This window comes from Gemmatimonadota bacterium, from assembly GCA_039715185.1.
Classification (GTDB): Bacteria; Gemmatimonadota; Gemmatimonadetes; order Longimicrobiales; family RSA9; genus DATHRK01.
This window is the reverse complement of sequence record JBDLIA010000031.1, coordinates 21454-34062: the sequence shown is the minus strand read 5'-3', so window position 1 is coordinate 34062 and position 12609 is coordinate 21454. Positions and strand designations below refer to the sequence as shown.

Below are 12609 nucleotides of genomic sequence, written 5' to 3'. Positions count from 1 at the left end.
TCCATGAGCTGTGCCCCGTCCCACAGGAAGGCGCGATCGCTCTGCGAGGTGACCCGTACCGCCGCCTGCCCGGCCTCGTTCACCGCGACGGCCTCCGCGGCGCCGGACAGCGTCGGGGTAAGATCCTTCATGCCCGTGGCGAAGCTCCACAGGAACGCGTGCATGGCGCCGGCCGCCGTCTGCGCGGTGCCGGCCACCTGGCCCGCGTCGTTGATCGCCAGGGCCTCGCTGAACAAACCGCCCAGGGTCCCGAGGTCGACGAGTCCCCCCGCCGAGGGCCAGATCACGGCGTGCTCGTTGCCGGACGCGTCCCTGGCCCAGCCGACGACGTCATCCGAGCCGTTGATGCCCAGCGCGGCGGATTCGGCTCCGCCGAGCGTGCCCAGGTCGATGAGGCCGGACCCCGCGGTCCAGCGGAACGCGCGCCGGTCGTCCGTCGCGGTCTCGCTCCAGCCGACCACCACGCCCGACGGACTGACCGCGGTGGGCGCGCTGAACGAACCGCCCAGGGTGCCGAGATCCGCGGGGACCCCGCCGATCCACGCCACGGCGCGGGTCTGGCCGCCGTCGCGGAAGATGCCGGCGATATGGCCGCCGTCGCCGATGAGCCACGCCTCGCTGCTGCCCGCACCGGGCGAGCCCAGGTCGGACATGGCGCCGTCCGCGAAGAGGAACGCGTGGGTAGCGCCTTCGGCCGTCTGAGACCGGCCGACCACGTGGCCGGCGTCGTTGACCTCGAACGCGTTCGAGAACGCTCCTCCGAGCGTCCCCAGATCCTGCAGGGCGTACCCCGCTTCGAAAGCTGATTGCGACGGCGCGAACCCGGGCGAAGCCAGGTCAGTGGCGCTGTCGCAGCCGTATCCGAAGAGGACGCCCAAGAGTACGGGGAGAGTCATCGCACGGGTGGATGACCGTACCCTCATTGGGACCTCCATTGGCTGTCGATACTCGCCGCTGCGGACCGAGCCAGGCCGTAATCGGACCCGAGGCGTGCACGCGGTAGCGATGCCCTGGCGCGACCACCGGAGAGGGCAGCCACCGCGCCTGATGGGCGTACGAATGCTTCCGCGTTGCTATGTGGGGGAGAGGCCGCGACTCGCGGCCGGACCAAGAATCTAACCGCGCCGGGCGGTGTCGATCAATGGTTTCGTGATGCCAGCGCCCGCCTACTGGGCCCCTGGCGGCCTTTTTTTGGGCGGCGACCAGAGGTGCTTGCCCAGCGCGCTGAACGTCGCCAGAGCCGCGATTCCGACCACCGCGATCGCGACCGGCCAGCGCAGCGGACCCAACAGCGACCAGGAGTCGATCGCGACCAGAAGCCCGACGATCGTGCCCAGGATCGCGTGTCGGAGCACGGTCCGAAACGGGTTTCGAACGCGCGCACCCTGGCGCCGAACGGCGATGGTCGTCCACAAGAAGAAGAACATGAACATCCCGATTCCGGCGAGGATTCCGCCGACGGGATAGACGACCGTGACGAGATCGCTGGGAATTTGCGGCATCGCTTCCACGTTGAATGTCCCAGACGGGCCGCGTGACGGGCGGGGTGGACGCGGCTCTGCACCCAGAACATACCGGGGACGGCTCGGCTCCGAAACGGCCGAGCGCGTGTACGCCGTGACGCTCGAAAGCGCCCGCTCGTCACTTTCCTGGCGGTGGTGACTCTCCCCCGACTCGCCGGCGCGGCCTCTGCCCCAGCCTTGCGCGAGTCCGCCGAACGATACGTTCCGAAGCAAGCGTAAAGGAACATTACGACGGACGCGGCCGGTCGCTTCGACGGATTATCGCTAAACGATTAAAGGGTAACGGGTTGCGATCCCCCGGCGAAAACCGGCGAAGTTGGCACGGCGCTTGACCGATTGAGGGGCCGCGGACGAGATCCGCCTCAACCTGGAGGAAGGGAAGCCGACCTTTCGTATCGGTCGGTCGACAGACGGAGGGTCCGAATGGTGCACAGCCTGTACGAGGTGATTCCCACGACCGGGGGGCGGTGGTCGGTCCGAACGGCCGCCTCCAAGACGGACAGCTTCCACTACACGCGGGAATCCGCCGAAGACCGCTGCGCCGGCCTGGCGCGCGCAAACCTGCCGAGCAAGATCGTCATCCGGCGCCTGGACGGCACGGTCGAAGAGGAGCGGACGTACGGAGGCCAGCTGGCCGTTCAATAGCTCCGGGCACCACAGCCGACGAGGAGGCCGATCACCGCCCTTCTCAGGTGGACTCCTCCTCGGGCAGCAGGGTCACCTGCACGAAGTTGTCGGTTCGCAGGGCCGCGGTCGCCGCGGAGTGAATCCCTTCCGCCGTCAGCCCCTCGAGCCGCTCGTCGAAGTCGAGTAGCTCTCCGAATTCCCTTTCCTGCCACCACAGACTGGACAGCGCGCCGTTCCAGAAGCCGTTCTGGCGCAATGCCGTCTCGCGGTTCCGGCGCTGGATCTCGCGCACCGTCGCCACCTCCTCCTCCGTTGGTGGCGAGCCGCGCAATAGGTCTATCTGCCGGAACACCTCCTGACTCAACTCGTCCAGCCGCGCCGGATCGGCCGCGAAGCCGATGCGCACGGAGTAGTTCTCCCAGGGATCCCTGCTGAGGTTGCCGCTCACGCCTACGCCGTAGGTGCCGCCCATGTCCTCCCGGAGCTTCTCACGCAACCGGATCTGCAGCAGCTCCGCCATCGACGAGACGTCGTGCGAGCGTTGCCGAGTCCACTCCATTGGCCCCGTGAAGACGATCTGCGTGCGGCCCTGCTCCTCCTGACCCTTGCGCACGGTCTTCCTGATCACGCCCTCGGGCGGCCGGATGCCGCGATCGATCCAGTCCTCCGAGCCGGAGACCGAGTGCAGGCTGGCGATCCAGCGTTCGACCAGCGGCCGCACCTCGTCCAGGGCGAACGTGCCCGCCAGGAAGAAGGCGAAATCGTCTGCGTCCGCGAATCGTTCGCGGTATATGCGCGCCGCTTCCGCGAGCTCCAGCGACTCGAACGTCTCGGGCGTCGAGGGCCGCGCACGCGGATGGCCCTGAGAGAGCGTCGTGTTGAGCGTGTCGAAGAACGCCCGCAGGGGCGTGGCTCCCTGGTTGCGGGTGAACTCGATCATGCGCGAGCGCCACGCGTCGAACGCATCCGCGTCTTCCCGGGGCGCGGTGAAGATCAGGTGCACGAGTTCGAAGAGCGTGCCCAGATCGCGGGGCGATGCCTCGCCGCTGAAGCCTTCCGAGTAGGGGGAGACATAGGGCCGCGCGGACGCCGCCTTGCCGGTGAGCGCCTTGCGCAGCTCCGTCCGATTCAGCGCGCCCAGGCCGCCCTCCGTCATGATGCCGCTGGCGTACGCGGCGGAGTTCACGTCTCGATCGTCGTAAAGGGACGAGCCGCCCGGGCTGAGGGCGCTGAACAGGATCTCGTCGTCCTTGAATTCGGTGGGCTTCAGAAACACGACCGCGCCGTTGGAGAGGCGCCACTCGGTCACGCCGACCCGATCGTGGATGATCTCGTCCGCGATCCCCCCCGGCTCCGGTGGAGCTTCAACCAGCGGCCCCAGCGCGACGTCATCCTCGAAGGGCTCGATGTCGCGTCCGGCTACCGCATCGAAGACGTCGAGCAGCTCACCTTCGGTAGGCATGTCGAGCCCCTCCTTGGCGGGCCCAGACACAAGCACCACCCTGTTGTGCTCGGTGATCCAGCCCGAGGCGAGCCCGTCGACCTCGTCCAGCGTCACGTCGGGTACGAACCGGAGCGCGAGCCGGTAATCGGCTTCGATTCCCGGGACGGCGTTGCCGTTCAGGTAGTGCGCCGTGTAGGCCGCGACCAGTCGACCCGATGGCTGATTCTCCCGCTCGGCGTACGCGCTCTCGAGGCCGCGCAGGAGATTCGTCTTGGCGCGGTCCAATTCGGTCGCGGTGAAGCCGTGGCGGGCTACCCTCTCGGCCTCCGTGAGCACCGCGTCCAGCCCGCGCAGCACGCCGCCTTCCGGCACCATCGCCCCCAGGGAGTACACCGAACGGGTGCGCCCCAGCCCTCCCCTGTTGGAGAAAGAGAACAGGAACGGGGCGTCCGGCAGCCGGCGCAGCTCGTCGAGGCGCTGATTGATCATGCCGTTGTACAGCCGCTCGATCAGCTGGCGCCTGTAGTCGCCCACGGTCAGATCTTCAGGCCTGGGCAGCTTGTGGTACACGGCCACCTGCGTCTGCGTCAGCTCGGGGTCCGTGGCGATGGAGACCAACACGTCATCGTGGCCGGGCACGGCGTGCGTGTCGCGCGCTCGCGGAGAGGAGGCCGGCTGGAGCCGCGAGAAACGCTCCCGCACGAGCGCCTCCACGCTGTCGGCGTCGAAGTCCCCCACCGCGACCACCGCCATCAAGCCGGGTCGATACCAGTCGCGGTAGTATCGCTCCAGGGCCGCCGGCTCGAAGGACTCCAGGGATTCGGGCGTGCCGATCGGAAGGCGCTCCGCGTAGCGTGAGCCGTGGAAGATCAGGGGAAACTGCTCGTCCCGGACGCGCGCCCCGGCGCCCCGGCCGACGCGCCATTCCTCTATCACCACGCCGCGCTCCAGCTCCACCTGCTCGGCATCGAACACCTGAGCGCCGGCCCAGTCTTCGAGCACGTCGAACGCGCGCTCCAGCAGGCCCGCCGAGTCGGTCGGGACGTGCAGCATGTAGACGGTCTCATCGAAGCTCGTGTAGGCGTTCACATCGGGGCCGAACTGCATGCCGATCGACTCCAGGTAGGTACGCAGCTCGAGCCCCGTGAAACGGCGCGTGCCGTTGAACGCCATGTGCTCGACGAAGTGCGCCAGACCCAGTTGGTCGGCGTCCTCGAGGACCGAGCCGGCGTTCACGACGAGACGCAGATCGGCGCGGGCGCGAGGCTCGTCGTTGGCGCGGATGAAGAACCGCAGTCCATTCTCTAGGACGCCCGAGCGAACGGCCGGATCGAGCGGCAGCTCGGCCTCCAGCGGCTCCGTGTCCAGCGGCGAAGCCGGCAGCGAGGGTTCGACCTGGTCGGCAGCCTGCAGGGCCGACGCGGCCGCGGGCAGGACGAGGAGGGCGCAGGCGGCGCCGAGAAGGGTCGCGCGCGGGTGACCACGAGGCATGGTGGAATCTCCTGCTGGTAGGACCGTCCGGCGGTAACGATGCGGGCGCCGTGAGGCGCCTTTGGTCAACATGGTGCGTCTGCCCGATGCGAGGCAACCTGCAAGGTCGGGTCGGGCGCACGGCGCCCTTGCCAAGCTCCCCGTTGGAGCGACATTAGAAGCAGTGGCCCGCAAGTTCCGAGTCTGGAGTATACCGCGTGCTCACCCCTGGCTGGCGCATCTTCCTCGTGCTCTTCAGCGGCGCGTTCTTCGCCGGTGCCGGGGCAGCCGTGGCCCTCGGACGGTTCAAGTCCACGATCGAAGAAACCCTCGACTTCAGCCTGCTGGGAGCCGGCATGGTGTTCTTCTTCGCGTCCTTGCTGCTGGTCCCCTCGGCGGGGGTGCTGGCGGTTCCGGCGTACGGCGTAGTCGTGGCCTGGGTTGGCTACATCGTCGCGGCCCACAGGCTGGAGCTGTTCAGGATAGAAACCGGACCGCCCGAGCCGAGCCCGCGGCCGGTTCGCGGCGCCCCTCCGCCCGCCCGCTGACCCCCACCCCGCCCGCCGCGGGCGCCGCGTCCGGCCCGGCGCAGGCGCCGCGCCGTGACGCCGTGCTCGTATGTCCCACGGCGTTCAAGGGCTCGCTGTCGGCGGCCGAGGCGACCCGCGCCCTCGCCCGGGGCGCCCGAGCGGCCGTAGGGGCCGTAGGGGCGGATCTCTCTATCATTTCCTTGCCGGTCTCCGACGGAGGCAACGGCCTGCTGGAGGCGCTGGCCGCCGAGCGCGGCGGCGAGTGGCGCGTCTCGGCCGTCCGCGGGCCGCTGGGCGAGGTGCTGGACGCGCGTTACCTGGCCGCGGAAGACTACCTGGTCGTCGAGGCGGCGGAGGCGTGCGGGCTGCACCTCGTCCCGCGCGAGGGCCGCGACCCCCTGCGGGCTTCCACGCGGGGGGTGGGCGAGCTTCTGCGGGCGGCTTCCGAGGGCTCGCCAACCGGACGCGTCGTGCTGGGCCTGGGCGGTTCGGCCACGGTGGACGGCGGCGCCGGCATGGCGAGGGCTCTCGGCTGGCGGCTTCTTGACGCGCGCGGGCGGCCCATCGCCGACGGGGCGTCGGGCCTGCCAACCCTGCGCCGGCTCGTCCCCCCCGAGGCCGGGCAAAAGGCGCTGGGCGCGGGGGCGCGTGAGATCATCGCGCTCGCCGACGTGGCGGCGCCGCTCACCGGGCCGGCGGGAGCCGCTCGCGTCTTCGCGCCGCAGAAGGGCGCTTCGCCGGAGGCGGTCGCGGCGCTGGAGGAGGGTCTGGCGAACCTGGCCGAGCGGATCGCGCAGGAGCTGGGCGTGCGCGTGGCGAAGCTTCCCGGAGGAGGCGCCGCGGGGGGACTCGGCGCCGGCGCGGTGGCGTTCCTGGGCGCGCGGCTGGAGCCGGGCGCGGCGTGGGTTCTGGACGCGATCGGGTTCGACCGGCGGCTCGCGCGAGCCCGGGTCCTGCTCACGGGGGAAGGCGCCTACGACCGCCAGACCTCGCTGGGAAAGGTCGTGGGGGTCCTGGTGGCGAGAGCGCGCGCCGCGGGTGTCCCGGCGGTGGTAGTCGCGGGACGGTCCAGCGCTCCGCCCGCAGCCGGCGTCGTGGTGCGCGCGGGAGGCGGCGACCAGCTCGGCCCGGCCGAGCTGGCCGCGCTTGCGGAGGACGGGGTGCGGGCGGCGCTGGCCGCGACCTGCTAGAGACTCAGGCGCGCTGGGGCCAGCCCGCGGACACGCGCGCCTCCAGCTCCAGCAACCTCCGCTTGCGCCACACGCCGCCGCCGTACCCGCTCAGCTTGCCGTCCTTGCCGATGACCCTGTGGCAGGGCACGATCACCGCCACGCGGTTCGAGCCGTTGGCGCGCGCCACCGCGCGCACCGCGGAGGGCTTGCCGATCGCATGGGCCTGGTCCGCATAGCTGCGCGTCTCCCCGAACGGAATCCGCGTGAGGGCGTCCCAGGCGCGCCGCTGAAACGGCGTACCCGGCAGCTCGACGGGCACCGAAAAGCGCGTCAGGTGGCCCGCGAAGTATTCGCCGAGCTCACTCTCGGCCTGCTCGACGACCTCGTTGGTGCCCGGGACGAAGGCGCAGTCGAGGATGCGCGTCAGGGTGCGGATCTGGGACGCGAGCATGCGCCGATCCACGAACTCGAGTAGGCAGAGCCCCGCGTCGGTCGCGCCCGCCAGCATCGGCCCCAGGGGCGTCAGGATCCGGTGCACTCGCACCATCCGCCCTCCGCCTGCGCGGCCTGGGGTGGTGCCGAGCGCGTCCCGAAACGCCTCGTGGAAGGCGCTCAAGGATTCCCAGCCGTGGCCGAACGCCGCTTCCGTAACTCGACCGCCGGACTGCAGATGGCCCAGCGCGGACCCGAGCCTCCGGGCCCTCTGGTAGGCGTGGAAGGTCATGCCGTGGTGCCGCTGGAACCAGCGGCGAGCGCGCGTGGGGTCGACGTCCAGGTCGCGCAGGTCCTGGTCGCGCCAGCGCCGCGTCGGCTCCTTCTCGACCCGCGCCAACAAAGGGCGCAGCCAGCGCGGCGGCGCACCCGGCGGCTCGAGCGGCCGGCAGCGCAGGCACGGGCGGTACCCGCGCAACAGCGCCTCCCGTGTGTCCGACACGAACTCCACGTTGCGCCGGAGGGGAGTGCGCGCCGAGCACGACGGCCGGCAGAAGATTCCCGTGGTCCGTACGGTCGCGAAAAACACGCCGTCGTAACGGGAGTCGCCGCGCCGGAGCGCGTCGTACATCTCGGGTTCCGGCGGCAGGCTCCGCGCCTCCGCCGAGCGAGGCTCGCCCGAGGCAGGCGGGCCGGCCGTGCCCCTGGCCGGATTCCGGTGCGCCTGGTCGAGCTGCGTGGGTACGGCTGTTTGCATGTTCATGGGAGGCAATATGCGGCTTTCCGCGGGCGCGCTCCACCGGAGAATCAACAAGGTATTTTCGGGCTGGACCACCCTCCCGCATGCACGCTACCTTGCGCGCCCCACTTTTCGATACGGCGAAGACCAGATCCCGGCGCGCGCCGGGCGCAACCCCGATCGGGCTGATGGCTCAGGACAACCCTTTGATGGACAAGCTCGTGTCGCTGTGCAAGCGACGCGGCTACGTCTTCCAGTCTTCCGAGATATACGGCGGCACGGGCTCGGTGTGGGACTACGGCCCGCTGGGGGTGGAGCTCAAGAAGAACGTCAAGGACGCGTGGTGGAACGCCATGGTCCGGGCTCGCGACGACATCGAGGGGCTCGACGCGGCGATCCTCATGCACCCGCGCGTGTGGGAGGCGAGCGGCCACGTGGAAGGCTTCACGGATCCGCTGATCGAGTGCCGCAACTGCCACCGGCGCTTTCGCGCCGACCACGCCGACGTGCAGGACGGCCAGTGCCCCTCCTGCGGCAAGCGCGACACGTTCACCGAACCGCGTCAGTTCAACCTCATGTTCAAGACCTTCATGGGGCCGGTCGAGGAGGACGCCGCCACGGTCTATCTGCGTCCGGAGACGGCGCAGGGGATCTTCGTCAACTTCCAGAACGTGCTGACCACCAGCCGGCAGCGCGTGCCGTTCGGAATCGCCCAGATCGGCAAGGCATTCCGCAACGAGATCACGCCCGGCAACTTCATCTTCCGGACGCGCGAGTTCGAGCAGATGGAGATGCAGTTCTTCGTCGAGCCCGGCACCGACGAGGAGTGGTTCGAGTACTGGATGGAGCAGCGCATGGCCTGGGTGAAGTCGCTCGGGATTCGCGAGGAGAAGTTGCGCTTCCACGAGCACGGGCCCGACGAGCTGGCGCACTACGCCAAGACCGCGTTCGACATCGAGTACGAGCTGCCCTTCGGCTGGCAGGAGTTCGAGGGGATCCACAACCGCACGGACTTCGACCTCAGCCGGCACCAGGAGTACGCCGGCAAGAAGCTCGAGTACGTGGACCCGGTGGACCGCGCCAAGCGCTACATCCCGTACGTGGTCGAGACCTCGGCGGGGGCGGATCGTACCACGCTGGTGGTCCTGGCCGACGCCTACCGCGAGGACGAAGTGGAGGGCGAGCAGCGCGTGCTGCTGTCGCTGCACCCGAAGCTCGCGCCGATCAAGGTGGCGGTGTTTCCGCTGGTCAAGAAGGACGGCCTGCCGGAGCTCGCCACCCGGCTGCACGAGGGCCTCCGTGCGCGCGGTATTCCCTCCTTCTACGACGCCAGCGGGTCCATCGGCAAACGCTACCGGCGCCAGGACGAGGCGGGCACGCCTTTCTGCGCGACGATCGACGGACAGACAAACGAGGACGATACCGTGACGATCCGAGACCGCGACACGCTCGCGCAGGAGCGGGTGTCGCTGGACCGCGTCCCGGACTGGGTGGCGGAACGTGTGGCGTAGCCGGGGCCGAAGCGGCCGAGCACGGTGGCCCGGGCTAGCGGCCGCGGCGCTCGTGTTCGCGTCCTGCGGCGGCTACGGAGGCGGGTCCACCCCGGCCCCGGCGCCGGCTGCGGCAGGCGAGCGGCTGATCGTCGCGGTGCGCCACGCCGAGAAGGTGGACGACGGGAGTCGCGATCCGGCCCTGACCGAAGCGGGCGTCGAGCGCGCGCAGGCGCTCGCGGCGTTGCTCGCGGGCGCTGGCGTGGAGCGGGTCCTGAGCAGCGACTTCATCCGCACCAGGGACACGGCGGCGCCCACCGCGACCGCCGCCGGGGTCCAGATCGAGATCTACGACCCGCGCGACATTCCCGGCCTGGCCGAGGCGTTACTGGCGGCCACCGAGCGGGTGATTCTGGTGGTCGGGCACTCCAATACGACGCCCGCGCTCGTGGCGGAGCTCACCGGTCAGCCGGCCGACCCCATGCCCGAGGAGGAGTACGACCGGCTGTACCGGATAATCGTCCGCCCCGACGGCTTCGCCGCCGCCCGGGTCGAGCGCTACTAGTGGACTAGCCGCTCAACGGCGCCAGCCGGCCTCCTCCCCGATCGGACTGCCCGGCGGCGGACCGACGCGGGACGGTGGCCGGGCAAAATCCTCGGGGTCGTCCGCGAAGCGCTCCAGGTCGCGCGCCAGCAGGAGGCCCGCCGCCCGGTCCGCGGGTACGGCCGCGGCGTCGGCGTCACGGCGGGCGCGCGCGGCTACTTCTTCCAGCGCAAGCAATGCCTCGGCCCGGACCTGCGGGGCGTCCGCGCCGGCAACCATGGCCATGAGGTGCTCCGCCACCGCGCGCCGCACCGCGCGCGCGACCTCGGCCTGATAGGCGTCGGCGGGGCGCGCGTCCCACGCGGCGTCGACAAGTCGCTCCATCACCTCGGCCAGCCCCGGCAGGGAGCCGTCGAAGGCGTTCTGCTGGATCAGCCTCGCGGCGCGCTGCCCGTGCAGGAGCATGCCGAGGGTGACGTCCGCGGCGGCCGCGGCGGGCGACACCGCGTCGAAGGTCAGCCCGGTCCACCGGTCGAAGAGCTCGCGGTGCGGACCGTACGTGAAGGGGCGCGGCGGGATTGCGGTCGCGACGCCCTCGGGCAGCGCCAGCTCGGCGGGGCTGAGCGTCCGCAGTAATGCGGCCAGCGCCCGCCGCTGAGCCGAAGCGGGTACCGGGCTGGGCGCGGCCTGCCCGTCTCCGCGCAGGGCGTAGGAGTACTCCAGGCCCCCGAGCACCTTGGCCGCCGCGTCCACCTGATAGCGATGGTGCAGGTAGAGCGGCACGAGCGCCTCTTCCATGGTGGCCATGGGGCGGCCCGCGCGGATGGCGCGCTCGCCGAAGCGGTCGAGAGCCGCGCGGCGCACGTCCATCATGCGCTCGAGCTCGGCGGCCGCGTCGGTGCCGTTGTCCCAGAGGTGCACCTGCGGGTGCGCGCTGCCCGCGGGGCGCGCGTCCTGGTCGGACACGAACGTGATGCCGCGCGCGCGGGCGGAGGAAATGACCTCCTCCAGCGCCGCCGGCTCATCGGTCCCTTCCGCGAAGTCCTGATAGCCGTAAGCCACCGCGACCACGTCCCATTCGCCCACGCCCGAGTCGTAGGCGTCGGAGAGGTCGATCTCCCCGGAATCGGTCAGCCGCGCGAGCGGGTGCGGGTAATCCATCACCGAGGCGCGGCCCTGCGCGCTGGCGATGTAGTTGTGGGCGAGGCCGATTGTGTGACCCACCTCGTGCGCGCTGAGCTGGCGGATGCGCGCGAGCGCCATGGCGGCCAGCTCGGGGGGCGCCTCGTCTCCCCGTTCGTAGGGCGCAAGCAGTCCTTCGGCCAGCAGGAAGTCCTGCCTGACGCGTAGCGACCCCAGGCTCACGTGCCCCTTGATGATCTCGCCGGTGCGCGGGTCGCTCACGCTGGCGCCGTAGCTCCAGCCGCGCGTGGCACGGTGCACCCACTGGATCACGTTGTAGCGCACGTCCATCGGGTCCGCGCCGTCCGGCAGGATCTCCACGCGAAACGCGTCCCGGTAGCCGGCGGCCTCGAAGGCCTCGGCCCACCACGCCGCGCCGTCCACGAGCGCGCCTCGGATCGGCTCGGGCACGCCCGGGTCCACGTAGTAGACGATGGGCTCGACGGCCTCGCTCACGGCCGCCGCCGGGTCACGCTTCTCGAGCCTGTGCCTGGCTATGAAGCGCTTGGTGATCGGCTCGTCGATGGGCATAGCGTAGTCGGCGTAGGCGATGCCGAAGAACCCGGCGCCCGGGTGGCTCTCTCGAGGCTCGTAGCCCGGCGGCGGCAGCCGGATGAAGGAGTGCCGCTGGCGCACCGTGAGGGCCTCGGGCGTGGGCGTGACGGAGCGCAGCCACGCCCCCGGATCATCGCCCGTGAAGGTCAGCGTGGCCTCGATCTCGGTGTTGTCCGGAAACCCCTTGGTGCGCTCCAGGTACGGCGCGCTCCTGCTCTTCTCCAGCCGATAGGATCCCTGGCCCGTGCCGTCGAGTGTCCCGCTCACGTCGTGGGCGTCGCGCAGGACGAAGTCCGTCGCGTCGACGAGGACCCTGCCGTCCTGCTCGGCCGCCACCTCGAAGCCCCACAGGACCGACGTGGCGAACGCGTCCCTGACCGCCCGGCGCTCGGCGGCGCTGGGCGTCTGGGCGCGGTAGGCGTAGTTGGGCTGGACCATGAGCACCCGCCTGCCCACCCGCTGAAACCGCACCACGCGCTCCCCGCCGAGTTGCCCCCGGTCCAGGCCTATGTCGTTCGACCCCACGCCCGCGGCGAGCGACTCGACGTAGAGAAGCTCTTCCTCGAGCGATGGCACCTCGAGCCAGATCTTGCCCTCGTCCGCGTCCCAGTAGACCGGCAGGAAGCCGTCGCGCTTGTCCATGCCACGGGTCTTCTCGTCGATCGACGGGAGGGCATCGGACTCCTGCGCGACGAGCGCGACGGATAGCCCCGCCGCGTCGGCCTTGCCCAGAAAGGGTGAGGCGAACGTGAGCAGGACGAGTACCACGCCGACCGCGCTCGATGCGAGGGTCAGGGAAAGTCGAGCGGCGCGGGCAATGGCGCGGGCCACCGAGGCGTATGCGGAGAGCATGCTGGCTCCAGGCAGGGGGATGGGTCCTTACCGGGCGCGCAACATGACA

Annotated in this window: 10 protein-coding genes; 5 read left to right on the top strand and 5 right to left on the bottom strand. The window is 70.6% G+C overall.

Annotated elements, in window-relative coordinates:
* Together ABFS34_07760 and ABFS34_07755 are read right to left on the bottom strand one after the other, a co-directional pair.
* Positions 1-923, bottom strand: a 923-nt coding sequence (locus ABFS34_07760; GenBank protein ID MEN8375329.1) for a hypothetical protein, incomplete at its 3' end; no start/stop codon positions are given.
* Positions 924-1166: 243 nt separating this feature from the next.
* Positions 1167-1502 (bottom strand): hypothetical protein, encoded by a 336-nt coding sequence (locus ABFS34_07755; GenBank protein ID MEN8375328.1) that lies wholly within the window; start codon positions 1500-1502, stop codon positions 1167-1169.
* Positions 1503-1946: 444 nt separating this feature from the next.
* Between ABFS34_07755 and ABFS34_07750 the strand changes: the two genes are divergently transcribed.
* Positions 1947-2168, top strand: coding sequence for a DUF2188 domain-containing protein (locus tag ABFS34_07750; GenBank protein MEN8375327.1), 222 nt, complete (start codon positions 1947-1949; stop codon positions 2166-2168).
* 43 nt (positions 2169-2211) lie between these two features.
* Here ABFS34_07750 and ABFS34_07745 read toward each other — a convergent pair whose 3' ends face one another.
* Positions 2212-5085: an insulinase family protein gene (locus tag ABFS34_07745; protein ID MEN8375326.1), complete on the bottom strand. Its 2874-nt coding sequence runs from the start codon at positions 5083-5085 to the stop codon at positions 2212-2214.
* A 197-nt stretch (positions 5086-5282) separates the two neighbouring features.
* Between ABFS34_07745 and ABFS34_07740 the strand changes: the two genes are divergently transcribed.
* On the top strand, positions 5283-5612 hold the full coding sequence (locus ABFS34_07740) for a hypothetical protein (protein MEN8375325.1): 330 nt from the start codon (positions 5283-5285) through the stop codon (positions 5610-5612).
* Between the two features lie 62 nt (positions 5613-5674).
* On the top strand, positions 5675-6784 hold the full coding sequence (locus ABFS34_07735) for a glycerate kinase (protein MEN8375324.1): 1110 nt from the start codon (positions 5675-5677) through the stop codon (positions 6782-6784).
* 4 nt (positions 6785-6788) lie between these two features.
* On the opposite strand, the gene ABFS34_07730 is transcribed toward ABFS34_07735, so the two are convergent.
* The gene (locus ABFS34_07730; GenBank protein MEN8375323.1) at positions 6789-7961 is read right to left on the bottom strand and encodes a methylated-DNA--[protein]-cysteine S-methyltransferase; all 1173 of its coding nucleotides are present in this window, start codon (positions 7959-7961) and stop codon (positions 6789-6791) included.
* A 164-nt stretch (positions 7962-8125) separates the two neighbouring features.
* On the opposite strand from ABFS34_07730, the gene ABFS34_07725 reads away from it, so the two are divergent.
* On the top strand, positions 8126-9448 hold the full coding sequence (locus ABFS34_07725; protein ID MEN8375322.1) for a glycine--tRNA ligase: 1323 nt from the start codon (positions 8126-8128) through the stop codon (positions 9446-9448).
* A gap of 52 nt (positions 9449-9500) precedes the next feature.
* Positions 9501-9992 (top strand): phosphoglycerate mutase family protein, encoded by a 492-nt coding sequence (locus ABFS34_07720; protein ID MEN8375321.1) that lies wholly within the window; start codon positions 9501-9503, stop codon positions 9990-9992.
* Between the two features lie 12 nt (positions 9993-10004).
* On the opposite strand, the gene ABFS34_07715 is transcribed toward ABFS34_07720, so the two are convergent.
* On the bottom strand, positions 10005-12560 hold the full coding sequence (locus ABFS34_07715) for a zinc-dependent metalloprotease (protein ID MEN8375320.1): 2556 nt from the start codon (positions 12558-12560) through the stop codon (positions 10005-10007).
* Positions 12561-12609: the final 49 nt, after the last annotated feature.